The organism is uncultured Microbacterium sp., from assembly GCF_937927635.1.
GTDB lineage: Bacteria > Actinomycetota > Actinomycetes > Actinomycetales > Microbacteriaceae > Microbacterium.
Map to the genome: position 1 here is coordinate 117,807 of NZ_CALBRW010000016.1, position 26,001 is coordinate 143,807.

25 protein-coding genes are annotated in these 26,001 nt (G+C 68.4%); 12 read left to right on the forward strand and 13 right to left on the reverse strand.

Annotated elements, in window-relative coordinates:
- Position 1 precedes the first annotated feature (1 nt).
- Positions 2-1,813, reverse strand: coding sequence for a beta-galactosidase (locus Q0568_RS05230; protein ID WP_298863324.1), 1,812 nt, complete (start codon positions 1,811-1,813; stop codon positions 2-4).
- An 85-nt stretch (positions 1,814-1,898) separates the two neighbouring features.
- Here Q0568_RS05230 and Q0568_RS05235 point away from each other — a divergent pair, with 85 nt between their 5' ends.
- Positions 1,899-2,564, forward strand: a complete 666-nt coding sequence (locus Q0568_RS05235; RefSeq protein ID WP_298863327.1) for a DNA alkylation repair protein — start codon at positions 1,899-1,901, stop codon at positions 2,562-2,564.
- A gap of 147 nt (positions 2,565-2,711) precedes the next feature.
- Here Q0568_RS05235 and Q0568_RS05240 read toward each other — a convergent pair whose 3' ends face one another.
- The 7 genes from Q0568_RS05240 to Q0568_RS05270 all read right to left on the reverse strand — a co-directional run bounded on the left by Q0568_RS05240 (position 2,712) and on the right by Q0568_RS05270 (position 9,993).
- On the reverse strand, positions 2,712-3,836 hold the full coding sequence (locus tag Q0568_RS05240) for a hypothetical protein (protein WP_298863330.1): 1,125 nt from the start codon (positions 3,834-3,836) through the stop codon (positions 2,712-2,714).
- Between the two features lie 112 nt (positions 3,837-3,948).
- Positions 3,949-4,890 carry a siderophore-interacting protein gene (locus Q0568_RS05245; RefSeq protein ID WP_298863333.1) on the reverse strand — a complete coding sequence of 314 codons (942 nt, stop codon included), beginning with the start codon at positions 4,888-4,890 and terminating at the stop codon, positions 3,949-3,951.
- Positions 4,880-5,680, reverse strand: coding sequence for an ABC transporter ATP-binding protein (locus Q0568_RS05250; RefSeq protein WP_298863336.1), 801 nt, complete (start codon positions 5,678-5,680; stop codon positions 4,880-4,882). Before Q0568_RS05250 ends, Q0568_RS05245 begins: the two co-directional genes overlap by 11 nt.
- The gene (locus tag Q0568_RS05255) at positions 5,677-6,735 is read right to left on the reverse strand and encodes an iron chelate uptake ABC transporter family permease subunit (RefSeq protein ID WP_298863341.1); all 1,059 of its coding nucleotides are present in this window, start codon (positions 6,733-6,735) and stop codon (positions 5,677-5,679) included. Before Q0568_RS05255 ends, Q0568_RS05250 begins: the two co-directional genes overlap by 4 nt.
- Positions 6,732-7,772, reverse strand: coding sequence for an iron ABC transporter permease (locus Q0568_RS05260; protein WP_298863343.1), 1,041 nt, complete (start codon positions 7,770-7,772; stop codon positions 6,732-6,734). The genes Q0568_RS05255 and Q0568_RS05260 overlap by 4 nt, the downstream gene beginning before the upstream one ends.
- A complete protein-coding gene (locus Q0568_RS05265; RefSeq protein ID WP_298863346.1) occupies positions 7,769-8,791 on the reverse strand; it encodes an iron-siderophore ABC transporter substrate-binding protein in 1,023 nt (340 codons plus the stop codon). The genes Q0568_RS05260 and Q0568_RS05265 overlap by 4 nt, the downstream gene beginning before the upstream one ends.
- 104 nt (positions 8,792-8,895) lie before the next feature.
- Positions 8,896-9,993: a DUF998 domain-containing protein gene (locus tag Q0568_RS05270; protein ID WP_298864135.1), complete on the reverse strand. Its 1,098-nt coding sequence runs from the start codon at positions 9,991-9,993 to the stop codon at positions 8,896-8,898.
- Here Q0568_RS05270 and deoD point away from each other — a divergent pair.
- From deoD to Q0568_RS05285, 3 genes are all read left to right on the forward strand, one after another.
- Positions 9,992-10,702 (forward strand): purine-nucleoside phosphorylase, encoded by a 711-nt coding sequence (deoD, locus tag Q0568_RS05275; protein ID WP_298863349.1) that lies wholly within the window; start codon positions 9,992-9,994, stop codon positions 10,700-10,702. The genes Q0568_RS05270 and deoD overlap by 2 nt on opposite strands.
- Before the next feature lie 82 nt (positions 10,703-10,784).
- On the forward strand, positions 10,785-11,822 hold the full coding sequence (locus tag Q0568_RS05280) for an FUSC family protein (RefSeq protein ID WP_298863352.1): 1,038 nt from the start codon (positions 10,785-10,787) through the stop codon (positions 11,820-11,822).
- Between the two features lie 87 nt (positions 11,823-11,909).
- Positions 11,910-14,387, forward strand: a complete 2,478-nt coding sequence (locus Q0568_RS05285) for an RNA helicase (RefSeq protein ID WP_298863355.1) — start codon at positions 11,910-11,912, stop codon at positions 14,385-14,387.
- A 128-nt stretch (positions 14,388-14,515) separates the two neighbouring features.
- Here Q0568_RS05285 and Q0568_RS05290 read toward each other — a convergent pair whose 3' ends face one another.
- Positions 14,516-16,015, reverse strand: a complete 1,500-nt coding sequence (locus Q0568_RS05290; RefSeq protein WP_298863358.1) for an SDR family oxidoreductase — start codon at positions 16,013-16,015, stop codon at positions 14,516-14,518.
- Positions 16,016-16,095: 80 nt separating this feature from the next.
- Here Q0568_RS05290 and Q0568_RS05295 point away from each other — a divergent pair, with 80 nt between their 5' ends.
- The 4 genes from Q0568_RS05295 to Q0568_RS05310 are packed head-to-tail and all read left to right on the forward strand — an operon-like array spanning position 16,096 to position 18,691.
- Positions 16,096-17,175 carry a M4 family metallopeptidase gene (locus Q0568_RS05295; protein ID WP_298863363.1) on the forward strand — a complete coding sequence of 360 codons (1,080 nt, stop codon included), beginning with the start codon at positions 16,096-16,098 and terminating at the stop codon, positions 17,173-17,175.
- Positions 17,150-17,503, forward strand: a complete 354-nt coding sequence (locus Q0568_RS05300; protein ID WP_298863366.1) for a protealysin inhibitor emfourin — start codon at positions 17,150-17,152, stop codon at positions 17,501-17,503. Before Q0568_RS05295 ends, Q0568_RS05300 begins: the two co-directional genes overlap by 26 nt.
- 39 nt (positions 17,504-17,542) lie before the next feature.
- Complete coding sequence (locus Q0568_RS05305; RefSeq protein ID WP_298863369.1) at positions 17,543-18,424, forward strand: VOC family protein; 882 nt, start codon at positions 17,543-17,545, stop codon at positions 18,422-18,424.
- A gap of 33 nt (positions 18,425-18,457) precedes the next feature.
- A complete protein-coding gene (locus tag Q0568_RS05310) occupies positions 18,458-18,691 on the forward strand; it encodes a hypothetical protein (RefSeq protein WP_298863372.1) in 234 nt (77 codons plus the stop codon).
- Positions 18,692-19,208: 517 nt separating this feature from the next.
- Here the strand turns inward: Q0568_RS05310 and Q0568_RS05315 are convergent.
- A complete protein-coding gene (locus Q0568_RS05315) occupies positions 19,209-19,949 on the reverse strand; it encodes a hypothetical protein (RefSeq protein WP_298863375.1) in 741 nt (246 codons plus the stop codon).
- 287 nt (positions 19,950-20,236) lie between these two features.
- Here Q0568_RS05315 and Q0568_RS05320 point away from each other — a divergent pair, with 287 nt between their 5' ends.
- From Q0568_RS05320 to Q0568_RS05330, 3 genes are all read left to right on the forward strand, one after another.
- Entirely contained in the window at positions 20,237-21,256 is a 1,020-nt protein-coding gene (locus tag Q0568_RS05320) for a hypothetical protein (RefSeq protein ID WP_298863377.1), read from the forward strand.
- A 164-nt stretch (positions 21,257-21,420) separates the two neighbouring features.
- A complete protein-coding gene (locus tag Q0568_RS05325) occupies positions 21,421-22,200 on the forward strand; it encodes a hypothetical protein (RefSeq protein WP_298863380.1) in 780 nt (259 codons plus the stop codon).
- 27 nt (positions 22,201-22,227) lie between these two features.
- A complete protein-coding gene (locus Q0568_RS05330; RefSeq protein WP_298863383.1) occupies positions 22,228-22,380 on the forward strand; it encodes a hypothetical protein in 153 nt (50 codons plus the stop codon).
- 245 nt (positions 22,381-22,625) lie between these two features.
- Here the strand turns inward: Q0568_RS05330 and Q0568_RS05335 are convergent, their stop codons facing one another.
- Entirely contained in the window at positions 22,626-23,015 is a 390-nt protein-coding gene (locus Q0568_RS05335; RefSeq protein ID WP_298863386.1) for a heavy metal-responsive transcriptional regulator, read from the reverse strand.
- A gap of 106 nt (positions 23,016-23,121) precedes the next feature.
- On the opposite strand from Q0568_RS05335, the gene merA reads away from it, so the two are divergent.
- On the forward strand, positions 23,122-24,546 hold the full coding sequence (merA, locus tag Q0568_RS05340; RefSeq protein ID WP_298863388.1) for a mercury(II) reductase: 1,425 nt from the start codon (positions 23,122-23,124) through the stop codon (positions 24,544-24,546).
- Between the two features lie 123 nt (positions 24,547-24,669).
- Here merA and Q0568_RS05345 read toward each other — a convergent pair whose 3' ends face one another.
- Entirely contained in the window at positions 24,670-25,395 is a 726-nt protein-coding gene (locus Q0568_RS05345; RefSeq protein ID WP_298863390.1) for a hypothetical protein, read from the reverse strand.
- A complete protein-coding gene (locus Q0568_RS05350; RefSeq protein WP_298863396.1) occupies positions 25,374-25,715 on the reverse strand; it encodes a hypothetical protein in 342 nt (113 codons plus the stop codon). The genes Q0568_RS05345 and Q0568_RS05350 overlap by 22 nt, the downstream gene beginning before the upstream one ends.
- Positions 25,716-26,001 lie beyond the last annotated feature (286 nt).

The following is a 26,001-nucleotide window of genomic DNA, read 5'->3' on the forward strand; positions in this document are numbered from 1 at the left end:
TTCAGGACCCGATGAACTCCTCGACCTCGCCGTAGTCCGCGCTCTCGCGGACCTCGACCACGGCGCCCAGGCGGTCGGTGTCGAGCACGACGATCTCGTTCTCACCCTCGCGCCACAGTGGCCCGGGCGCGTACAGGGTCACCTGCGGGCCGCGCTCCCGGTACCGGCCCAGCAGGAAGCCGTTCAGCCAGACCATGCCGTGCGCGCAGTCGGGAAGGGCGATCCATGCGTCCAGCGGACGGGAGACCGTGACGGATGCCGTGGCCAGACCGTCCTGCCCCGCCGAGCCTGCTTCCTGGGTCGCTGAGCCCGTCGCTTGCACTGAGCGAACGCCGGCGAGACGAAGTGAAGCGTCGTCGACACCCACGTCGGGAACGGCATCCCGCGGCAGCATCCGGTGTTCCCAGCCGTGCTGGAACCGGCGGCCGATCAGCACGCCGCCGAGGATGCCCTTGCGCCCACCGGTGTGCGGCCCGTAGTTCACGCGTCCGAGGCTCTCGACGATGATCGTGAGTCGGCCGACGCCACCGGCTGTCGGCAGGGTGAGGGTCTGCGGGCCGTCGTGCTCGACGGTGCCCAGACGTTGATCGTCGAGGAACACCGTGGCGCGGTCACGCAGCTCGAGCAGGGTCAGGATCGAGTCGGGCTCGAACACGGCATCCGACTCGTACGCGACGATCCCGTCCTCCGCGCCCAGCTGCTCGAAGGTCAACGGCTGCGGCGCGGTCGCCACGACGGGCTGCGCCCGCACGACGTCCAGCAGCGAAGCGACCCGCGTCAGCACAGCGGATGCCGCGGGCTGGTGCTCCGGGTCGTCCGGAACCTCCGGCAGATCGCCGGAATGGAACGGCGCGAACGCCGCGCGCAGTGCATGGAACTTCTCGTTCAGCGAGCCGTCCTCGCCGATCGGGGCGTCGGAGTCGTAGGAGGTGATGGTGGGCTGGATCACCCCGTCGTGATTGGCTCCCGCCCACAGGCCGAAGTTCGTGCCGCCGTGCGCCATGTACACACTGACCGAACCGCCGGCATCCAGCAGCTCCTGCACGGTGCCGATCATGCTCTCGGCCGACCGCACGTGATGCTTCTCGCCCCAGTGGTCGAACCAGCCGCCCCACAGCTCGCTGCACATCAGGTGGTGATCGTCGCGGCGCAGGGCCACGGCATCCTCCACCCCGCTGCCGAACGTGAAAGTGCCCATCGCGCCGGGCACGCTGCCGTTCCGCACCATGTCGGCGGTGGTGCCGTCGGCGGTGGTGAGCATCTCGACCATCCCGCGGCTGCGCAGGCCGTCGCGCAGATGCGCGAGGTAGGCCTGGTCGGTGCCGTAGGAGCCGTACTCGTTCTCCACCTGGATCAGGCGGATCGGCCCGCCGTGCACGGCCTGCAGCGGCTCGAGCTGCGGGATCAGGGCGTCGTACCAGCGGTCCACGGCGGCCAGGAATGCGGCATCCGAGGTGCGCAGCGCGCGCACGCGACCCGACAGCCAGAACGGGATGCCGCCGTTGGACCACTCCGCGCAGATGTACGGACTGGGGCGCACGTACACATCCAGCCCCACCTCACCCGCGAGGCGGATGAAGCGCGCGACGTCGCGCCAGCCGGTGAAGTCGATCTCACCCTCGGTGCGCTCGTGGAAGTTCCAGGCGACATAGGTGTCGACGGTGTTCGCGCCCATCGCCGCGAGGCGGCGCAGCCGGTCCTCCCACTGGTCGGGGTGGATGCGGAAGTAGTGCACGGCGCCGGACAGGATGCGGTGCGGCGCGCCGTCGCGGAAGAGCCGGCCGCCACGCCAGGCGAGGGATGCAGAGGGCATGATTCTCCGAGTTCGAGAGCGTCCGTGTTGACGTTCACACTACCCGGGATGGCCTGATCTGCGGCATCCGCTCTACAGTGGACGGATGCCGCAGATGACCGCCCCTGAAGCCCTCGCCGAGCTCGCAGCGCTGGAAGACCCCAAGGCCCGCGCCGTCAACGAGCGGCACGGCGACGCGCACGGCGTGAACCTGTCGAAGATGCGCGGGCTGGCCAAGAACATCGGGCTCTCGACCGACCTGGCGCGGTCGCTGTGGGAGACGGACGACGTGGCCGGGCAGCTGCTGGCACTGCTGATCGCCAAGCCGCGCGAGCTGTCAGCCGACGAGATCGATCGGATGCTGCGCACCACCCGCAGCGCGAAGGCGCACGACTGGCTGGTCAACTACATGGCCAAGAAGTCGCCACTGGCCGAGTCGTTGCGCGAGCGCTGGATGGATGACGCGGATGCCGATGCCCGGGCCGCCGCATGGTCGCTGACCTCGGTGCGGGTGGCGAAGAAGCCGGACGGGCTGGACCTGGACGCGCTGTTGGATCGCATCGAGCGCGAGCTGAAGGATGCGCCGTCGCGCGAGCAGTGGGCCATGAACGAGACGCTCGCCACCGTCGGCATCCATCACCCGGCGCTGCGCGAGCGCGCCGTCGCGATCGGCGAGCGCCTGCAGGTGCTGGCCGACTACCCGACCCCGCCGAACTGCACTTCGCCGTTCGCGCCCACGTGGATCGCCGAGATGGTCCGCCGCCAGGGCTGACGCATCACGCTCCGCTCCCCAACCACCCGCCCGCCGAAACCCCTCCTGCCCGCCGAAACCCCTCATGATTCGCGTCGCTGATGAGGGGTCTCGACACTGCTGAGGGGTCTCGACGCTGCTGAGGGGTCTCGACGGAGTGGCGGACGCTCAGTGGTGGAACAGGCGCAGGCCCGTCTCGACACGTGTGATGCCGTGCTCGGATGCCGCGGCCGCGACCTCGTCGGAACGGGTCGAGCCGCCCGGCTCCACGATCGTGGACACCCCGAACTCGGCGGCGTGGTCGACGTTGTCGCGGAACGGCAGGAACCCGTCGGAGACCAGCGTCACGTCATCCAGCTTCGCGGCCCACTCCTCGCGCCAGGCGGGGTCGGCATAGCGCGCGGCGGCCTCGTCGCCGAAGAGACCGGCGAACTCCACCTGCTGCGAGCGGGTCATCTCGGCGCCGGCGAAGCGGATCTGCCAGTTCAGCCGGTCCTGCCGCCGCATGCCGTCGGGCGTCGGCAGCTCGCGCACGAACGGATGCCGCCGCAGCCACCACACGCGTGCCTTGGCCCCCGCGAGACGCACGCAGTCCACGCGGTTCTGCTGGCCCGCGCCGATACCGACCGCGGCACCGTCGCGCACCAGCACGACGGAGTTCGACTGCGTGTAGCGGGCGGTGGCCATGCCCAGCAGGGCGTCGCGGCGGTGCGCGTCGTCCAGGGCGCCGGCGGGGAGGGCTGCCGCCAGATCTGCGGCATCCCGGTCCTGCTCGATGATCGCGCCCAGCACCTCTCGGCGCTCGCGCGCGGGCGGCTGCCAGTCGGAGCCCGCCTCGAACACCAGGAACCTGCCGCCCTTCTTGGCGCGCAGCACGTCGACCGCGCCCTCCTCGTACCCGGGAGCGATGACGGCGTCGCAGATCACGGTGCGCAGGAAGTCGGCGGTGGCGGCATCCACCGGACGTGACAGCGCCACCACGTCGCCGAACGACGACTTCGGATCGGCGTCGCGGGCGCGCACGTACGCGGAGATCAGGCTGTCGGCGGCGACGCCGGGCGTGCGCCAGGTCTCGACGGCCACATCGTCGACGGCGCCGGCGAGCGCCGCGCCAGCCGGCGACACGTGCTTGAACGACGCCGCGGCGGGCAGTCCGCCTGCCTCGTCGGCCTCGCGCACCAGTGCGTACGCGTTCAGCGCGTCGAGGTAGTTGATCAGCGAAGGCTCACCGCCGAGAATGGCGGGGCCTCCCGTGACAGTGGCGGACTGGTGCGGATTCATCCCGTAGCGCACGGGCACTCCCATCTGTGATGGGCACCCAGGCGGTCGATGCCGTTGCGTTGCTCCCCGCCGGTCACCCGGCCACGCCAGTCGCAGCCTCCAGGATACCGTGGAGGCCCAGGTCTCAGCCGCGCATGGCGACGCCGCGACGCCAGTAGCCCATGAACGCCACTTGCGTGCGGTCGATGCCCATCCCCTTCACCAGGTGCCTGCGCAGCGTGGTGACGACCCCGCTCTCACCGGCGATCCAGAAGTAGCGGTCGTCGTGGGCGCCGGCGGATGCCAGCTCCTCACCGAGGCCCGAGTACACCGGTGTCTCCCACACGAGGTCCTCGCCCTCGGCATCCTGCACGACGATCTCACCGGCTGAACCCGAACCCAGCTGATCAAGCACCGTGGGGATCAGCCGCAGGCCGTGCGCGGCGTCGCCGCGGGGCAGCCAGTGCACGTCCACACCCGCAGGCGTGTCGATCGGGAGGACGTCGTCACCGGACGGCACCTCGATGAACGCGACCCCTCGCAGCGACCGCGGCGCGTCCTCGAGGATGCGCGCGATGGCGGGCGCGGCCGTCTCGTCGCCGACCAGGCAGACGCGGGATGCCGTACCCGGCGCGTACTCGATGCCGCCGCGCTCAGGACGGCCGCGGCGCGGACCCACCAGCAGCACGGCATCCCCCGGCTCGGCGCGACTGGCCCACAGCGAGGCGGGGCCGGTGAGCCCCGGCGCCAGGTGCAGCACGAAGTCCACGACGACCTCCGTGCCCGAGGCATCCGCCCTCAACTCGCGGATGGAGTAGGTGCGCATCGAGCCGCGCTCTTCCTCGGGGAAGGCGAGATACGCGCTCCACCAGTCGTCGGCGCCCCGATCGATGGCGGGAAGGATGCCGGATGCCGGAGGGAAGACGATCTTGATGCGGGTGTCGAGCACGTCTCCGGGCGTGCCGAAGTCGTCGAGCTCGACGCCGCCGAACGTGACGCGCACGAAGCTCGGCGAGATGCGCTCGACGCGCCGCACCTCGGCGAGCGCGAGCACGAACGGGGACTTCTCACGAGTGTCAGCGGACATGATGCCTTCCCATCGGTGTGACCATCGGCTTGCCGGTGGCGGGGTCGTCGGTGACCAGGCTCCTCAGCCCGAACACCTGCTGCACCAGCTCGCTGGTGAGGATCTGATCGGGGGTGCCGACGGCGTGCACGCGGCCGTCCCTCATGGCGACCAGCTCGTGCGCGTACCGCGCGGCGAGGTTCAGGTCGTGCAGCACCATCACGATGGTCGTGCCGCGCTCCAGGCTCAGGTCGGTGATCAGATCGAGCACCTCCACCTGGTGCGCCACGTCGAGGAACGTGGTCGGCTCGTCCAGCAGCAGGATGTCGGTCTCCTGAGCGAGCGCCATGGCGATCCAGACGCGCTGCCGCTGCCCGCCGGACAGCTCGTCCACGCTGCGATCGGCGAGGTCCGCGATGCCGGTGGCCTCCAGAGCGTCAGCCACCACCTCGTAGTCGCGGGTGCTCCAGCGCGCCAGCGCCTTCTGATGCGGATGCCGGCCGCGGCCCACCAGATCGGCCACCGCGATGCCCTCCGGCGCGATCGGCGACTGCGGCAGCAGCCCCAGCACGCGGGCCACCTCGCGGGTGGGGAGCGAGTGGATGGACCGGCCGTCCAGCAGCACCTCGCCGGACTCCGGCTTCAGCAGACGGGCGAGCGCCCGCAGCAGCGTGGACTTGCCGCAGCCGTTGGCACCCACCAGGCACGTGATCCGCCCCCGGGCGATGGTGAGGTCCAGCCCTTCCACGACCACGCGGTCGCCGTAGCCGAGGGTGACGCCCGACGCTTCGAGCTGGTGACTGGCGGTCACAGTGATGCTCCCTGACGGTTGATGCGGATGAGCAGGTAGATGAGGTACGGCGCACCCAGCACGCCGGTGATGACGCCCACCGGGTAGCGCGCGCCGAGGGCGAACTGGCCGACCAGGTCGCCGGCGAGCACCAGCACCGCGCCCACCAGCGCGCTCGGCACCAGCAGGTTCGCGCCGGGGCCCGTGAGGCGTGCGGCGATGGGTCCGGCCATGAAGGCCACGAAGGCGATGGGTCCGGTGGCCGCGGTCGCGAAAGCCAGCAGCAGAACGGCGCCGACGATGAACAGCATCCGCACCGCTCCCACTCGCACTCCGAGTGCGGCGGCGGAATCGTCGCCGAGGCGCAGCATGCTCAGCGACCGGGACTGCGCGAGCAGCACCGGCAGCGCGACGAGCATGGCGATCGCGAGCGGCAGCACGCGCTCCCAGGAGGCATTGTTGAGGCTGCCCGTCAGCCATTGCATGGCCGTCTGGATGTCCCACTGCGCGGCACGCGAGAGCACGTACGAGACCACGCTCTGCAGCATCGCGGCCACGCCGATGCCGATCAGGATCAGCCTGGTGCCGGCGAATCCGCCGCGGTTGGCGAGCAGGTAGATGATCAGCGCCGTCGTGAGCGCTCCGACAAGGGAGAGGATGCCCACCACCGGGCCGGTCGCCGACAGCACGACGATGCCGAAGACCGCCGCCGCGCTCGCACCCTCGGAGATGCCGATGATGTCGGGGGATGCCAGCGGGTTGCGCAGCATGGTCTGGAAGGTGACGCCCGCGATGCCGAACGCGCTCCCGGCCAGCACGGCCAGCACGGTGCGGGGCAGACGCAGTTCTCCGACGGTGAAGGAGGCGCCAGGAACCTGCCGGCCCAGGATCACCTGCAGCACTTCACCGGGCCCGTAGAACGTGTTGCCGACCATGAGTGCGATGGACGCCAGCGCGAGCACCAGCGCGCCCAGCACGATGCTCGCCGTGGCGTGACGGCGGTGCCGACGGCGCCGCCCGGCGATGATGACGGCGGCGGCGCGGGGGCGCTGAGCCGGTCGAAGCGTCGCGCTCACAGCTCCCGCACCTTCTGCCTGCGCACGATCCAGATGAAGAACGGCGCGCCGATCACCGCGGTGACGATGCCCACCTGCAGCTCCTCCTCGGCGGCCACCACGCGGCCCACCACGTCGGCGGCCAGCAGCAGCACAGCGCCGGTCATGGCCGACAGCGGCAGCAGCCACCGGTGGTCGGTGCCCACCAGCATCCGGCACAGATGCGGGATGACGAGCCCGACGAACCCGATCGGACCGGCGATGGCGGTGGCGGCGCCCGCCAGCAGCACGGCGCCGAGGGCTGAGATCAACCGGGTGCGGAACACGTTCTCGCCCAGCCCCGCGGCCAGCTCGTCACCGAGGGCGAGCGAGTTCATGCCACGCGCACAGGCCAGCAGCAGCAGCGCGCCGATGCCGAGCACGGGGGCCAGCACGCCGATCTTGGCCCAGTCGGCACCGCCGACGCCGCCGATCTGCCAGGCCTGCCACGCCTGCAGCAGATCCACGCGGGGAAGCATGACGGCGCTGATCAGCGAGACGAAGGCCGCCGAGGTCGCGGCCCCCGCGAGCGTGAGCTTGAGCGGCGTCGCACCACCGCGGCCCAGCGACCCGACGGCGTAGACGAAGACCGCGGCGATGGCCGCGCCGACGACGGCCATGGCGATCTGCCCCCACGCCCCGGTGAGGCCGAAGAACGCCAGTCCCGTGACGACCGCCAGCGAAGCGCCGCCGGTCACGCCGAGGATGCCCGGGTCGGCGATGGGATTGCGGGTGACGGCCTGCATGGCGGTGCCGGACATCGCCAGCGCCGCTCCGACGAGGATGGCCAGCACCGTGCGCGGCACGCGCTTGAGCACCGCGGCCTGCGCGAGCGTCGCGTCGTGCCCGGTGATGCCGGCGAGGATGTCGTCAGGGCTGACCGTGCGCATGCCGAACGACACCGAGACGACGGCGAGCGCGACGAGCGCCGCGCACCCCGCGAGAACCCACAGGACGCGCACCGGGATCGGACGCCGCGCGACGGCGGCATCCGATCCGATCGATGCGGCGACGCTCACTTCTCGAGCGGCGCGGCCAGCAGGGCGAAGTACCTGTCGAGGCCCCACGGGATCGACAGCGGGGACGGGTTGGCGGATGCCGCCAGCGGGGTGGCGTTGGGCAGGATCGCGACGTGGCCCGCGGCGATGGCGGGGATCTTCGACAGCAGCGGGTCGGCCTGCAGCGTCGCCAGCGTGGTGTCATCGCCGTAGGCGACGAACAGGTCGACGTCGTTCAGCTCATCGGCCTTCTCTGCGCTGACGGTGAGGTAGAACTCCTTGCTGTCGGCGTGCTTCTGCACGATCTCGGGCATCGGGAGACCGGCCTGCTGCAGGAAGCCGGGCCGGGTGTCGGCCGCGGTGTAGTAGCCGATCTGGCTGAGGTCGCTGGGGTCGAGAGAGGCGAACAGCACCTTCTTGTCCTTCAGGATGCTGTGCGCGTCGAGCGCGGCCTGGGTCTGCGCGTGCAGGTCCTCGATGAGCTTCTCGCCCTCGGCGGCCTTGCCGATGGCCTCGGCGTTCATGGTGATCATGTCGTCGACGGAGGTGCCCCAGGCGGTCTTCGGGTACGCGACGACGGGCGCGATCTTCGAGAGCGTCTCGTACTCCTCCTTCGTCAGCCCGGAGTATGCGGCGAGGATCACATCCGGGTGCGTGTCGGCGACGGCCTCGTAGTCGATGCCGTCGGTCTCGTCGAACAGCACCGGCGTCTTCGCGCCCAGGTCCTTCAGCTTGTCCTCGACCCACGGCAGCACGCCGTTGTCGTCGTCGTCGCCCCAGGTGGCCTTGCTCATGCCGACCGGCACGACGCCCAGCGCCAGCGGCACCTCATGGTTGGCCCACGCGACAGTCGCGATGCGCTCGGGCTTCTTCTGGATCGTGGTCTCGCCGTACACGTGTTTGATCGTGACGGGGAAGGCGGAGTCGGATGCCGAGTTCGCCGAGCCCTGCGAGTCGGCGGTGGCCGCGGGCGAGCAGGCGGCGAGTCCGAGGGCGAGCGCGGCCGCCGCAGTGGCGGCGAGAAGGCGGGAGAGGCGCACAGCAGTGCCTTTCGTGGAGGTCGGGGGATCAGGCTTAGGTAAGCCTTACTTAACCTAACATCCACCCAGGTGCACTCCGCAAGCCCCGTGTTCTGCGGGCGGGATCAGCGCGAGCGAAGCGGGGAACGGCGAGAGGAGGGCCGCGACTCCTCGGGCGCCAGGATGCACAGCAGCTGCGTGAGCGTGGACAGCCAGAGCAGCGCGAGACCCACGACCACGGCCTCGAGTCCCGCGACCGGCAGCACGTGCGCGGCGAACGTCAGGAGCACGGCCACGAGCACCAGCACCACCAGCGCGATGGTCAGCGCGCGCAGCATCCGCAGCTCCCCCATCAGCACCGTCGTCATGACGACTCCGGCGAGGATCATGCCCAGGGCGGCGAACGCGGCGACGGCGTGCGGCAGCGGCACCTCGTTCAGCGGCAGCAGGCCCACCGCGGCCAGGCCGAGCCCGGCGCCCGCCCAGGCGATGACGACGACGGCGATGCCGCGCAGCGCCGCATCCCCCAGCATCCGGTGCAGGTCGCGCCCCAGGTATGAGCCGGTGGTCGCGACGAGGAGTCCGGCCATGATGACCGTGCCGTTGAACGCCCAACCGTGCGTGCCGATGCCGAGATCCGAGAAGCTGCGACTCCACCAGGCGGGATCGGATGCCGTGAGCATGGCGAACAGCGTGCCGATGATCAGGAACGCGAACATCAGCGACGCGATGTCGCGGGTGGTCAGGCGGATGCCGGTGCGGAACGCGAACCGCCCGCCGAGCGCGGCGGCGATGCCGGTGAACACGCCGCCGCCGATGGCCGGGAGCTCCAGACCCTGCAGCCCGGTGGCCAGCACTTCGCCGGCCAGCAGCACGCCCAGGCCGGTCACCCCGGCGAGCGCGGCGCCCACGGCGACACCGCTGATGTCGGACACCAGCGCCTGCCAGCGCGGCATCGGCGTCGTCTCGCCGGATCTGTGCATCCGACCGCTGACGACGAACGCACCCGCGGCGATCACGCCCGCCATCAGCGCCACCGGGATCAGCACCGAGCCGTCGCCGCTGAACGGCCGCGCCGCGCCCCACAGCACGGCGGTGCCGGCGAGCAGGCCGACCGCGAAGCACACGGCGGTCGCCCACAGCATCCGCTCCTGCTCGCGCAGCATCCGCTCGACGTCCACGACTTCATGCAACCACCACCCGGCGACATACGCTGGGATCATGAGCACGCACATCGCCGCCGCGCCGGGTGAGATCGCCCCCATCGTCCTGTTCCCCGGAGACCCGCTGCGGGCGAAGTGGATCGCCGAGAACTTCCTCTCGGGCGCGACGCTGTACAGCGAGGTGCGCGGGATGCTGGGCTTCACCGGCACCTGGAACGGGCACGCGGTGTCGGTGCAGGGCTCGGGCATGGGGCAGCCGTCGATGTCGATCTACGCCAACGAGCTGTTCGACTCCTACGACGTGCAGACCATCGTGCGCGTGGGCTCGTGCGGCGGGTTGACCGAGAAGGTCGCGATGCGCGACATCATCATCGCCAACGGCGCCTGCACGGATTCCGGCATCAACCGTCAGCGCTTCCACGGGCTGGACTACGCCCCGGTGGCGGACTTCTCGCTGCTGCGGGCGGCTGTGGAGGCGTCGGAATCGCTGACGCTGGATGCTGCGGTGCACGTCGGCCTGCTGTACTCGAGCGACCAGTTCTACACCACCCGGCCCGAGCTCACCGAGCCGCTGGTCGCGCACGGCGCGCTGGGCGTGGAGATGGAGACCAGCGCGCTGTACACGCTGGCCGCCTATCGGAGTCGCCGCGCGTTGAGCATCTGCACGGTGTCGGACCACCTGGTCACGCACGAGGAGACCACCGCGCAGGAGCGCGAGCAGACCTTCGGCGACATGATCGAGATCGCGCTGCGCGCGGCGACCGCCTGACGGGTAGCCTGCTCTGCTCTCGGGCAGGTGGCTCATGCCCGTCTCGCACCGCCCGCGAGGGCTGCGCGACTACCGTTGACGCATGCGCTTCCCCACCGCGATCCGCTCCGCACGCCGCGCCCCGCTGCTGCAGGTGCTGAAGTCGGCCGCGGCCACGATCACGGCCTGGCTGCTCGCGGGCTGGCTGATCCCGGGGCCACTGCCGGTGTTCGCGGCGATCGCCGCACTGCTGGTGGTGCAGCCGAGTGTCAACCAGTCGCTGTCGAAGGCGCTGGAGCGCAGCGCAGGCGTGATCATCGGCGTGATCATCGCGGTGCTGCTGACGCTGGTGCTGGGCGCGCAGAGCTGGGTCGTGCTGGCCGCCGTGGTCGTGGCACTGCTGATCGCGTGGGCCATGCGCGCCTCCACCGGCACCGCCAACCAGGTCGCCATCTCGGCCGTGCTGGTGCTCGCGCTGGGAGCCTCGAACCCCGACTACGCTCTCGACCGCATCATCGAGACGCTGATCGGCGCCGCGGTCGGGTTCATCATCAACGTGGCGATCGTGCCGCCGGTGCTCACCGCCCCGGCACGGCGCGACGTCGGGATGCTGGGCCGTGAGCTCGCCGCATCCCTGGACCGCCTCGCCGCAGCGCTGCCCGTCGCGCGCACCGCGCCGCAGCTGCAGGAGCTGATGCTGGAGGCGCGGCTGCTGCGGCCCATGAAGGATGCAGCCGAGGCGTCTCTCACCGCCGCCGAGGACTCTCTCGCCCTCAACCCGCGCCGCGGACAGCACCGCGACGATCTGGTCGAGCTGCGCGAGCTGTTCGACCGGCTCTCCCCCGTGGTGACCCAGGTGATCGGCATGACCCGCGCCTATTTCGACCACTACGAGGATTCGCTCGCCGTCGATCCCGCGGTGGCCGCGATCGCCGAGCAGCTGCGCCGTGCCGGGCACGACGCCCGACTAGCCGTGCAGACCGCCGACGCCGCGCCCGAACCCGAGGCGATGACGTCGGTGATCCCGGCACTCACCACCCCGCTGACGGTGCGCCCTCCGGCATCCGATCACTGGATCCTGGTCGGCTCGCTCATGGAGGATCTGCGCCGCATCCACGACGAACTGCGCCACGAGGCCTGAAAGCGACCGTCGACAGTTCCGTGTGAGTGTCCGGCGCCGGGCCCCCCTCCGGATGCGGGGAGCACGGCGTGAAAGGATCGAGGCATCATGCTTCTCGATCCCGCTCCTGTCCGTGACGCCGATCCGGATGCCGTGTACATGGCGTTCGTGGAATGGGCGGAGTCGACCGGCATCAGCCTCTACCCCGCGCAGGACGAGGCGGTCATCGAGATCGTCTCTGGCCAGAACCTGATCCTGTCCACGCCGACGGGCACGGGCAAGTCGCTCGTGGCCGTCGGGGCGCACTTCGCCGCGCTGGCTTCTGGTCGCCGCACGTACTACACGGCACCCATCAAGGCGCTGGTCAGCGAGAAGTTCTTCAGCCTGGTCGACATCTTCGGTGCGGCGAACGTGGGGATGGTCACCGGCGACTCGTCGGTCAACGCGGATGCCCCGATCGTGTGCTGCACGGCCGAGATCCTCGCCAACCTCGCACTGCGCGAGGGGCCGGATGCCGACGTCGGCCAGGTCGTGATGGACGAGTTCCACTTCTACGGCGACCCCGATCGCGGCTGGGCCTGGCAGGTGCCGCTGCTCACGCTGCCGCAGGCGCAGTTCATCCTGATGTCGGCCACCCTCGGGGACGTGACGTCACTGGCATCCGATCTGACCCGCCGCACGGGGCGGGAGACGGCGGTGGTGACCGGCGTCGACCGCCCCGTGCCGCTGCACTTCTTCTACGAGACGACGCCCATCCACGAGACCATCGACGATCTGCTGCACACGGACCGCGCGCCGGTGTACATCGTGCACTTCTCGCAGGCCGCGGCCATGGAGCGCGCGCAGGCGCTGGCCAGCGCGAAGGTCGCGACCCGCGAGCAGCGCGACGCGATCGCCGAGCTGATCGGCGGATTCCGGTTCACCACCGCGTTCGGCAAGACCCTGTCAAGGCTGCTGCGGATGGGCATCGGCGTGCACCACGCGGGGATGCTGCCTAAGTACCGCCGCCTGGTGGAGCAGCTCGCGCAGCGCGGGATGCTCCGGGTGATCTGCGGCACGGACACCCTGGGCGTCGGCATCAACGTGCCCATCCGCACGGTGCTGCTGACGGCTCTCACGAAGTTCGACGGGCAGCGGATGCGGCAGCTGAACGCCCGCGAGTTCCACCAGATCGCGGGGCGTGCGGGCCGCGCCGGATTCGACACCGCCGGTACCGTGGTCGCGCAGGCGCCCGAGCACGAGACCGAGAACCTCGCGGCGATCCGCAAGGCCGGCGACGACCCGAAGAAGAAGCGCAAGATCATCCGCAAGAAGGCGCCGGACGGATTCGTGTCGTGGGGCGAGCCGTCGTTCCGCAAGCTCATCGACTCCGAGCCCGAGACGCTGACCTCGCACATGCAGATCACCAGCGCCATGATGCTCAACGTCATCGCCCGCGGCAGCGATGTCTTCGCCAATATGCGTGCGCTGGTATACGACAATCACGAACCTCGTTCGAACCAGCGGATGCTGGCGCTGCGCGCCCTCGGGATCTACCGCACACTGCGGGAGTCGGGCGTCGTGGAGAATGACGCGCAGGGCATCCGCCTCACCGTCGACCTGCAGCCGAACTTCGCGCTGAACCAGCCGCTGTCGCCGTTCGCGCTGGCGGCGTTCGAGCTGCTGGACCCCGAGTCGCCCACGTTCGCACTGGACATGATCTCGATCGTGGAGTCGACGCTCGACGACCCCAGGGCGATCCTGTCGCAGCAGGAGTTCATCGCCCGCGGCGAGGCCGTCGCCGCCATGAAGGCCGAGGGCATCGAGTACGACGAGCGCATGGAGCTGCTCGAGCAGATCACCTGGCCGAAGCCGCTGGAAGAGCTGCTGTCGGCCGCGTTCAGCACGTTCAGCGCTGCGCAGCCGTGGATCCGCGACTTCGAGCTGCATCCGAAATCCGTCGTGCGCGACATGTACGAGCGAGCCATGTCGTTCGGGGAATATGTCGCGTTCTATAAGACCGCACGGTCGGAGGGCGTGGTGCTGCGGTACCTCTCGGATGCCTATCGCGCGGCGTCGCAGACCATCCCCGAGCATCTGAAGACCGAGGAGCTGCACGATCTCATCGAGTGGCTGGGCGAGTTGGTGCGGCAGGTCGACTCGTCACTGCTGGACGAGTGGACCGAACTGGTCAGCGGCGTTCTCGTCGACCCCGACGACGAGCCCGTCGTGCCGCCCGCGCCCAAGCGGCTGACCGGCAACACCCGCGCGTTCCGCGTGCTGGTGCGCAACGAGCTGTTCCGCCGCGTGCAGCTGGCAGCCCGCGAGGACGTCTCCACGCTTGCAGAACTCGACCCGTCATTCGACGGCTGGGACGCGGCGCTGGACGCCTACTTCGCCGAGCACGACGAGATCGTCACCGGAGCGGATGCCCGCAGCTCGGCGCTGCTGATCATCGAGGAGGGCGCGGCGGAGTGGCGCGTGCGCCAGATCCTCGACGACCCCGCCGGCGACCACGACTGGGGCATCTCGGCCACGGTGGACCTGGCCGCCTCCGACGAGGAGGGCGCCGCCGTCATCCACGTGACGGATGTGGATCGGCTGTAGCCCGGCTCACCGGCATCCGCTGCCTGGCGTCTGCTCCCCGGCATCCGGTTTTCTCGGCATCCGTTCCCGTTACAGATCGAGGGCCGACACGGATGCCGAGGTACGACGACCGCCCGACCGCCGCCCGCTCACCAGGGGCTGGGCTTGTAGTCCTTCAGGAACACGCCGTGCAGGTCGACACCGGCCTCGCCCTGCACGATCGGGTCGTACACGCGGGCGGCGCCGTCGACCAGGTCGAGCGGGGCGTGGAAGCCCTCCTCGGCCAGGCGCACCTTGGTGTAGTGCGGCCGCTCGTCGGTGATCCAGCCGGTGTCGACGGCGGTCATCAGGATGCCGTCGGTCTCGAGCATCTCGCCGGCGCTGGTGCGGGTGAGCATGTTCAGTGCGGCCTTGGCCATGTTGGTGTGCGGATGCCCCGGACCCTTGTACCGGCGGCCGAACTGGCCCTCCATGGCCGACACGTTCACGATGTACTTGCGCCGCGCATCGGATGCCGCCATCGCAGGCCGCAGCCGGCTGATCAGCAGGAACGGCGCCGTGGTGTTGCACAGCTGCACCTCGAGCATCTCCAGCGGGTCGACCTGGTCGACCGACTGCACCCAGCTGTTCACGCGCTTGACGTCCGGCACCAGCCCACCGGCGTCGATGGCCGTGCCGTCGGCGTGCTTCGCCAGCGACGAGGATCCCGGCGCCATGGACAGCCGGGTCAGCTCCTCGGCGGTCAGCGCCTGCCCGCGGCGCTCCGCCACGGTGCCGGCCAGAGCAGCGACCGATAGCAGCGGGTTGGCGTGCACCGACGCCTGCAGCGCCTCGGGATGCGGATCGGCGGTGTGCCCGAAGGTCTCCATCTCGGGCAGCGGGCCGTCGGGAAGCGGCTGCAGCTCGGCATCCGTCAGCAGAGAATACGCACCCGGCGAGCGCCGCACGGTCTGCGCGGCGTTGTTGATGAGGATGTCCAGCGGGCCCTGGGCGGCGACCGAGTCGGCCAGCGCGATCACCTGCGCCGGGTCGCGCAGATCGATGCCGACCACCCGCAGCCGGTGCAGCCAGTCCGCCGAATCCGGCAGCGACGAGAAGCGCCTGACGGCGTCCCGTGGGAATCGGGTGGTGATGGTCAGGTGCGCACCGTCGCGCAGCAGGCGCAGGGCGATGTGCATGCCGATCTTGGCGCGCCCGCCGGTGAGCAGGGCGCGCTTGCCGGTCAGGTCGGCGTGCGCGTCGCGCTTGGCGTGGCTGAAGCGCGCGCACTCCGGGCAGAGCTGGTGGTAGAAGGCGTCGACGAGCGTGTACGGCTTCTTGCAGATGTAGCAGTTGCGGGGCTTGAGCAGCTCCCCCGCGATGGGGGCGTCGATCACGCTCGTGGCCAGGTCGATCCCACGGGTCTCGTCATCGATGCGGTCGGGCGCGCCGGTGGCCGTGCGCGCGACGACGGCCCGGTCGGCCTCGGACACGGCATCCCGGATCTCCTTGCGGCGCGCGCGCTTGACGGCCTTGAACATGTTCGAGGTGGCGCGGCGGACGGCGAGGTAGTCCGGATGCTGCTGATCGATCTGATCGAGCTCCGCGAGCACGCGGATGGTGGTGGCGAGATCGTCGGGGTCGATGCCGGATGCCGGGAACTCGCTCATTGTGCCGATTCTACCGGCCGGACCTGGGCGTTCCGGAGTGGGACTGACCATTGTCCGGACCCCGGCGTAGGGTCGGCCACATGAGCACCACCGGAGTCGTAGAAGCGTCCATCCACCAAGGGATCGTGCCCGGCTACCTGCTGGCGAAGCTGGCGCGGTCGAGCCAGTACACGCGCGCTGCCGAAGCCGCCAGGCAGACCCTCATCAAGGGACGTCCGGAGTACCACTCCACGCTCCAGCTGTCGGTCGACGCGAACGGCGATCTGATCGCCGACGTGCAGGCTGCGCCCACCCGCACCATCTACGACACACACAGCACCGAGCAGCTGCCTGGAGACAAGGTCCGCGGCGAGGACGATCCCGAGGTGGCCGACAAGGCGGTCAATCAGGCGTTCGACGGGCTGGGAGACACGTTCCAGCTGCTGCTGCAGGCGTTCCAGCGCGACTCCCTCGACGGCAAGGGCGCGCCGCTCGACGCCACCGTGCACTACGGGCAGAAGTACGACAACGCGTTCTGGAACGGGTCGCAGATGGTGTTCGGCGACGGTGACGGCGAGGTGTTCACCGGATTCACGAGCTCGGTCACGGTGATCGGGCACGAACTGGGCCACGGCGTGATCCAGACCACCGCGGGCCTGGAGTACCAGGGCCAGTCCGGTGCACTCAACGAGTCGTGCGCCGACGTGTTCGGCGCGCTCACCGAGCAGTTCACCCTGGATCAGACCGTCGACCAGGCAAGCTGGCTGATCGGCGCAGGCATCTTCACCCCGCAGGTGCAGGGCAGGGCGCTGCGCGACATGATGCATCCGGGCACCGCCTACGACGACGACGAGCTCGGCAAGGACCCGCAGCCCGCCGACATGGCGCACTACGTCACCACCACCGAGGACAACGGCGGCGTGCACATCAACTCCGGCATCCCGAACCGCGCCTTCGCGCTGGCCGCGACGACCATCGGAGGAAAGGCGTGGGAGGGTGCCGGGCTGGTCTGGTACCGCGCGCTGACCAGTGGAGTGTCCAAGACGGCCACATTCACAGAGTTCGCCGAGCAGACCATCGCCGCCGCCGCAGACATCGGGGATAGCGTGGAGAAGGCGGTTCGCGACGCGTGGATCACCGTCGGAGTGATCGAGGATGCCCAGGTACGAGACCCCCGGTGATGGATCGGATGCCATCACCTCCCAAAACGGCGACGCGGACTCCCGCATCGTCATCGCCGTCGTGCGCACCGGCGGCATCGCCGGCCTGCGGCGGCGCTGGCGCGTGGAGCGAGAGCCGGCGGAGGCCCCCGAGTGGGTCGCACTCGTGGAGCGCTGTCCGTGGGATCAGCGGATGGATGCCGGCGAGCAGACCGGCACAGATCGCTATGTGTGGAGCATCCACGCCATCCTCCCCGACGAGCAGCGCGAGCAGGTCGTGCCGGATGCCCTGCTGCAGGGCGCCTGGCGAGAACTGGTGGATGCCGTCCGCGCCGCCGACTCGGACTGACCACGCCCACTGGCCGCACGCCACGAAGGAGCGGAGCGCATGACCCAGAAGATCGTCCCCAACCTGTGGTTCGACGGCGGTGCCGGCGAAGCCGGAGAGTTCTACGCCACGGCACTGCCGAGAACGAAGGCGAACATCGCCATGCGCTATCCGCAGGAGGTGCCGGAGTTCCAGAAGGGGCTCGAGGGCCGACCGCTCGTAGTGGATGTCGACGTCGATGGCTTCCGCTTCACGCTGATCAACTCCGACGACACGTTCCATCCGACACCTGCCATCTCGTTCATCCTGAACTTCGATCCGCTGCTGTTCAGCGGCTCCGCGGAGGCCGCGCGCGTGGCGCTCGACGCGACGTGGGAGGCGCTGTCCGACGGCGGCACCGCCCTGATGGAGCTCGGCGAGTACCCGTTCAGCCCGCACTACGGCTGGGTGCAGGACCGGTACGGGGTCAGCTGGCAGCTCATGCTGACGAATCCCCAGGGTGACCCGCGCCCCTTCGTGATCCCGCAGCTCATGTTCGCGAACGACGTCGAGGGGCGCGCCGCCGAGGCGGCCGAGTTCTACACGTCGCTGTTCGATGATGCCGGGCTCGGCACCGTGATCCCACGACCGGCGGGCGGAGTGATGTTCGGCGAGTTCCGCGTCGGCGAGCAGTGGTTCTCGATGATGGACTCCGACATCGCGCATGAGTTCGGCTTCACGCCCGGCGTCTCGCTGGAGGCGCGCTGCGCGGACCAGGCCGAGATCGACCGGCTGTGGGAGGCGCTGTCGGCGGTTCCGGACGCCGAGCAGTGCGGCTGGTTGGTCGACCGCTTCGGCGTGAGCTGGCAGGTGGTGCCCGAGAACGTGGGCGAGCTGCTGAAGCGCCCCGGCGCCTACGGCCGGATGCTGGGCATGAAGAAGCTGGTGATCGCGGACTTCTGACACCTCGGCGCGAACAGGGGTGACAATGGAGCCATGGGACTCTTCTCGCAGAAGCAGCAGGATCCGGCCGCGTGGGCGGCTCTGCCGGGCGAACCGCTCGATGAGACCAACCCCAACGAGCGCCTCGACGAGGCTCCGCCGGTCGATCTGATCGGGCTGGGCCTGGGTGGGACGAGCACCGTGATCACGATCCCGAGTGCCGAACCCGAGGCATCCGGCGAACCCGAGGGTGAGACTCCAGCCGCCGCTGAAGCCTCCGCGGACTGAATCCAACCGCACCCCGCGCGGCAGTTCTCGCACTCCCGCTGTCTTCGCGCTGCAGTTCTCGTTCAGCGCGGTGCAGATCTGCGCAGTTATGTTGCAGGACTTCGGTGACGGTTTTGGATCAGGACATCGGTGACGGTTCGCGGGTGCGTGATGCGGCACCAAACCTGGGACGGTTCACTTTGGCGTGGGTAACGTAAGACACGAGCTCGAGAAACCTCCCTGCACCGCGATCGCGCATGGTCGGGATGAAGTCGGTCGGAGCGATGCTGTAAGAGCCGTGCCAGGACTTCCACCAGTCCTCGGGTCTCCCCACCCTCGGCAACGAACTCGCGTACGAGCTCATCGGTCGTGCCGGTGCAGCGAATTAATGAGGTGAGCATTGTCTGCTGTTCAGGTGCGACAGCTCTCGGTCTTGCGGAGGGTCCAGATCCACACGTGGAGCGCGATCTGCAGGCATGTTTCTACACGCCTCGCATGTGTTGGTGTTCTGGTCTTCGAGGCAGCGGCTCGGCCATGTTCAGAGCTCGGTGGGTGCGTCAGCGGCGATGGAGGCGGTCTCGCTAATGAATTTGAGGAATCGTTGGCCCTTGCTCGAGGTGCGTGGTGCGAAGATACCTTGCGCGCTCATCATCGTCGTCAGTGGGATGGACGCCAGTCCATTGCGGTCGAGATCAGCAGCGGCCTGTTTGACGGGGCCCTCCCAAACAGTCGGGTGGACGTTAAGAGCGGACCCGAGGGGTCCGTCGATTCCGCCCATCATGATGTTCGCGTGCTGCTGGTAGAGGCCCCGCGCCTGGAGCCAGCCAGTTGGGTCTGTGAAGTAGTGCAACAACCAGACGTGCAGGGCGTCGAACTCCTCGACCAGGCGGTTAAACTGCTCCCGCTCGGTCGCGGTGAACGGTGCCCAGCCGCCGCAGTTCGCGACTGCGGCGGCGAGCCGTTCCCGCCTCTGTTGACTCGCTGTCTCCGCCGCGGCGCGCTGCGCGCGGGTGACGGCGGCGATGAACTCATCGGAACCCGCGATGTCTTCGAGCGTGGCCGTGTTGTCGAGCTGCTCGAGCGCGGTTGTGAGCGCGCGAGCGATCGCGACATTGAACTCGTGCTGCCGCTGCACCTGCCGGCTCTCGAGCGCATGCGCGAGAGTCTCGGCCGCGAGCGACCCGACGACCGGGACCATAGACAGGGCTGCTTTCCCTGCGAACGCGAGTGTGTCTTCTGCGGGCTCATGCGGCGGGACGAGGGCATCGAGATCAGTCATGCTCCCATGATGGATCAGGTCGCAGACACTGCGGAGGCACGATCTGCTCGCAGCAGACGAGTTCCAACGAACATCACCGCGACGGCCCCTGCCGGTATCGCGACGATGAGCGGTGCGATCACCGCGCCGCTGAGGTTCGCAGCCCCGAGCCAGCTGAGGCCACGGTACATCGAACCGGGAAGGGTCACTCCGGACGGAGAGACAGCTGACAGCGCTTGCCGCAGACTATGAACATGTACCTTCCGTTACGTGCGCACGGCCCTTCGCTGACGTCAGATCAGGCGAGAATGCTGGATGATGAGTTCTTCCGTTCGAACCCGCTCGGCCACTTCTCGTCGAAGATCGCGAATCTCTTGGGGGCAGAGCGGACATCGTCGCATCCGACCGCTGAGTCACATCCGGAGTTCTTCAACGCGCTCGGTGTGACCGAGTCGGAGTTCTTGATCGACTTCGATGAACAAGAGCGACGCGTGCAGGCAGCCGTTGACGCACTCGCATTGCGCCATCATGCTGCGGAGGCGCTGACCCGCTTCACCTATGCAGTGGCGGCTTCAACACCGAACGGCAGGGATGCTCGATGCGTGTGGCTAGCGATCGCCGATAGCCCGACGAAGATGATCGACGTGCTGCATGCGAACGTCGACGCTCTCAACACCGAAGGCAGGTTCCTCGATCTGTTCTTCCCACCTGGTGCCGTTATCGATCACACAGCGATCCGAGCCGCCGACACTGCTATCGCCTGGCTGAACCATGCGGCGTTTCTTTTGTCAGACAACGAGCTGTCCGTAAACGCTGCGAATAATAAGGTCAAGCACGGACTCGCCGTATCCGCTCGGGGTGATGTGCGCATAGAGTTCGTGACTACTCCTCCAGACGCCGACGGCACCTTCCCAGCGAGCGCCTTTGGAGAAGGGAAATCTGTTTCTCTCTTCGACCGGGCGATGTTGACTTATCTGTGCAGACCTCACGGCACCCCTCGCCAGGGTGTCGAGGCTGTGTCACTTCGTGTTGACCTACCCATCGTGCTGGCCGAGGCGTGGATGATGGCAAACGTCTATGCTGCCCTTTTCGCCTCCGCTGCGCGGCGGCACTTCGGGAACGACCTGCCAGACAGCATCGCCGAGTACCCCCGGCTGGTTGTCGATCGACTCCCCGAGCACGTAATCGGAGGTAGTGTCCTCGGTCTCCGTTCGGCCGTCACCACTCCGCCGGACGGAGCCACGCCGATTCCCGGCCGTTTCGCTCTCAACCCCGGGAAACAGGGCTTCGCGCCGATAGTGCGGATAACTGTGATTATCGGCGGTTAGAAAACACCCCCTTGAAGTGAGAAGGGGCTGAGTTGCAGATTAACACGTTCGTACGCGAAGATGCGAGGTTCGGTCGGTTCTGCGCGTATCAGAGCGATGCGACGAGGTCGCATCGCATTGCGTTGGCGAGAGAGCGTTGGGCACCGCCTCGGTAAGGTGATGGCGTGCCTAACGACCGCCCTCAGAACCCCGTCGTCGCTACCTGGCTGTGGTTCGGGTACTGGGGCGATCGTGGCGCGCCGATCGTCACGGCGCTCACGGCTCTGGGGACGATTGGCGGTGCGTTCGGGATCACGCACTCCGGATGGTGGTGGTTCCTGATAGTCGGAGCAGCACTCCTTCCAGTGCCCGGTGCTTTCTGGCGCCGCCGCGAGGAGAGAGCCGACGTTGAGGTTGACGCCCGCGAGCTGCTGATGGAGAACAACCTGCCGGCGCTGCTCGAGCTCGCAGCCGGAACGATGTCGGAATCCAAGACCGAGCGCGTACGTGCAGCTCAGAGTGCGTTCGAGCGAGTGCTCAGCGATCTGCGCAATGCGTTCGACGACGTGGCTGATGTTCGCGTCGTGGGCTTCACCGTTGACGACGACGGCAACGCGATGACACCACTCCCTCCGGCTGGCCGCCACGTGCGCCCGCATCCCTTCGTGCGTGGCACCGCTCGGGGCGACAAAGCCTTCGAGGTTCTTGAGGGCGCGGCCCCGTATGTGATCGTCGAAGATCTGGCGAAGACAACGCCGGGGATGTGGGCTGGCACGGGCGAGGGCTATTCGACGTTCATTACCGCGCCGATCCGCTCATCCAAGGATGGATTCGGGCTGCTGACGATCGACGCTCCGAAGCCGGAGTCATTGGACGCGCGGCACGCCTCGACGCTCGCGCTCTTCGCTTCTGCTCTCGGTGTGTTCTTCGCAGAGGCAACCCGAAATGGGGGAGGTTCGCGATAGCATGAAGACGTCAGAGGAGGTGACGACATGGGCAAGATCAAGCTGAATGAACCCCGGCCGAACTACATCGAGCGCTCTGTCGCTGATCCGAAGAAGGCCATGGAGCAAGCCCGCGAACAGGTGCGTGCAGAGCGAAATCGGCGAGCACACGCCCTGATCGCCGCGACGGCTCGGGGCTGAGGTACTGACACACTGACCGGAGCGTTCGACAAGGGGCGGCGCGAATACTTCGGGAGCCCTCCGGCAGATGCCGGAGGGCTCCTTGTTTCGGTACGGCCTTGAGTGGGCAGGACCGGACTTAGACACATGGATGCGCTCCAAGCGGCAGTCAGGATCATTGGCTCCCTGCCGTAGGAAGCGAAAGCCATAGATCCGGTCGTCCGGCTGGGGCTTCTAGGGCCTCCAGTGCGGAGCCAAGGCCCGGCTTAGAGGTAGCGGCAGACTTGGTCAGGACGGCACGTGTCGGGTTCGATGGGGGTGGCGCGGCCGCTGAGCAGCGCGAGACTCTCGCGGAGTTCCTGGAGCTGTCGGATCTGTTGGTCGATCTCGGCTTGTCGCTCCGCGAGGAGGTCGCGAACGTGCGCGCAGGGCGCCTGTCCTCTGTCACGGATCTCGAGGATCTGCCGGATCTGAGCCAGGGCCAGCCCGGCTGCCTGACCACGGTGGATGAAGTCGATCCGCGCGACAGCGTCGGGGGCGTACTCGCGGTAGCCGGCGGGTGTGCGCTCAGCCGGAGGGAGAAGCCTCTGTTTCTCGTAGAACCGCAGCGTCTTCGTCGTCGTGCCAGCCCGTTGGGCGAGCTCACCGATCCGCATGCTGACCTCCGACATGGTACGGAAAAAGTACTTGACCTTCCCCTTGACTGGAAGGTTGATGATGACTGTATCAGGGGAGCTTCCCATCGGGCATGGAGGAATCGGAATGCAGTCGACGTACGACCTTGCGGTAATCGGGTCCGGTGGGGCGGCGTTCGCTGCGGCCATCCGCGCCACAACGCTGGGCAAGACGGTGGTGATGATCGAGCGGGCCACGTTCGGCGGCACGTGCGTGAACACCGGGTGCGTGCCATCCAAGGCGCTGATCGCGGCAGCCGAGGCTCGGCATGTCGCCGGGGATGCGAGCACCCGGTTCCCTGGAGTCGCCGCGACGGCCGGGATCGTGGACATGCCCAGGCTGATCGGTGGGAAGCAGGATCTCGTTGATCGTCTGCGGGGCGAGAAGTACGTGGACGTCGCCGAGCACTATCGGTGGCAGACCCACCACGGCGATGCAGCCTTCACCGGCACACCGGATGCTCCCTCGCTCCGGGTCACCGCCACCGACGGAGGCGTTGAGATAATCGAGGCGGATCAGTACCTCGTCGCGACGGGCGCGGAGCCCTGGGTTCCGCCGATCGATGGCTTGGAGCAGTCGGGCTATCTGACCTCGACCACGGCGATGGAACTGCAGGAGGTGCCCGAGTCGCTGCTGGTGCTCGGCGGAGGCTATGTCGCCCTCGAGATGGCACAGCTCTTCGCCCGGCTCGGTTCGCAAGTGACCATGCTGGTGCGTTCCCGCCTGGCCTCGAAGGAGGAGCCAGAAGTCTCCAGGTCGTTGCAGGAGGTCTTCGCTGACGAGGGAATCCGGGTCGTCCGCCGCGCGATTCCCACGCACGTGACCCGCGACCCGGCCAGTGGTCAGGTCGTTGTGACAGCGGACGTGTCCGGTGGGGAGCAGGATTTCCGGGCCGATCAGGTTCTGGTCGCGCTCGGGCGCCGTCCGGCTACCGAGCGCCTCAACCTGGACCAGGTAGGGGTGAGCATCGGCACGGCCGGGCAGATCGTCGTCACCGAGCAGTTGCGGTCCTCCAACCCGCGGATCTGGGCGGCAGGCGACGTCACCGGGCATCCCGAGTTCGTCTATGTCGCGAGCTATCACGGCAGCCTGGTCGCCGAGAACGCGTTCGACGGCACCGACCGGTCGGTGGATTACACGCGTCTTCCGCGGGTGACGTTCACCAGCCCTGCGATCGGTGCGGTCGGGATGACGGAGAAGGAGGTGATCGCCGCGGGGATTCGTTGTGACTGCCGGGTCCTGCCCCTGCATTACGTGACCCGCGCGCTCGTTAACCGCGACACCCGCGGGTTCATCAAGATGGTCGCCAGCGTCGACACCGGTGAGATCCTCGGCCTCACCGCGGTCACCGCGGATGCGGGCGAGCTCGCCGCGACCGGTGTGCACGTGATCGGCAAGACCATCGCGGAGGTCGCCGACACCTGGGCGCCCTACCTGACCATGGCCGAGGGGATCCGGATCGTCGCGAAGGCCTACACCACAGACGTATCGACACTGTCCTGCTGCGCCTGATCGCGCACCAGGCCGGTGGCCTACCTCGACTTAAAGGGATCGCGGGTGTCGAGCCCCCTTCGCCGGCCTGGGCAGTGGGGATCGGTAGTTTCCTGGACCCTGAGCACGGCGACGCGGCTTCGTTCAGAGTGCGGCGACCAGGGCTGCGAAGGCCTGCTCTGCCAGCGCCCGGTCGTAGGGGTCCAGGATCAACCATGCCGGATGCCCCGACGCGGACAAGCGGTCAACTGCAGGGCGCAGATGGGCTTTCTGGCTCTTGGGTATCTGCGCATAGCGGTCGTGCAGGTCGGTGCGGTCATCGCAGGCGAGAAGGACCGTCAGGTCCTCAAGGTGACGATCGCGATCGCGCTGGTCGTCGCGATAAGCAGCGCCCTTGAGGACCAGTGCTGCCATGATGCTCGGGACGCGGATCTCGATCGGTTCGGCTGCGGTGGGTATGAGGTAGGTGTCGGGATCCTGAAGCGCGTAGCCCGCGCCGGCGGTGCGCATGATCGGACGCTGTGCCCAGCGCGCGCGTCCGGCACTGTTGGCCACCATGATGTCGACGACGTCGTCGCCGCGTGTGAAGCGGTGGAAGTGCTCGCCCGGTTCGACGGGTTCGAACCCGATCCCCAGGAGCGGACTAGCCACGGCGCTGACGCTGGAGGCGATGCCCTTTAGATCCAGGAGCACGTCTACGTCGGTGGTTGGCCGGGAAGGCGTCACCCGCGCGCGCAGGGCGTGAAGATGGACCATCATGCCGCCCATGAGGACCCAGCTACCAGGTGGAGTGGCTCGAACCACCTCCAGCAGCAACGGCCACGGTGGCTCATCGACGGTGACGTCGTTCAGCTGGTGGACGAGACCCACGAGGTCTGCATCCTCTCCAGCGCGGCAAGCCCTGCGCTCTTCACGCGCGCTCGCATCGAGAGTGCGCAGTCGACGGCAACCAGTGCCAGCGGCGTCTGCTCCCAGGGGAAGACGTCGTCCTTGAACGAGTAGACGTGCACAGCACCCGCGACATCCTCCACCAGTCGCGCGTCTCGGATGAGCATGGTGCGCTCGTTCTCGTCGCGCACGTAGCCGTGGATCGCGGGCTCGACTTGGAGCAGCTGTGATCCGGCATCCGTGGCGATGCGGTTCACTGCGGAGTCGCCGGTCAGATCCAGATGCTCTGCGACTTTCTCCATCCACCTCGAGGAGTATCGGGTGATACGGCAGGCCTGTCGGATCTTCGTCGCGATCATCATCGCGTCCGAATGCACGAGGAGATTGCGATCCCGGGCGGTCAGTGGCGCGTCGGGATTCGTCAAAGCGTCGATGAGGGCGCGTGCGGTGCGCGTAGTCAGAGGACGACCCGCCTTGGTCGCCGCCGCAGCACGCGCAGCGACAGAGGACTCATCGAGGATCCATGCTCGCCCGACCCGCTGCCCCGCGAGCAGGTTCTGCTGAAGCATGACGAGTACCCGCTGCGGG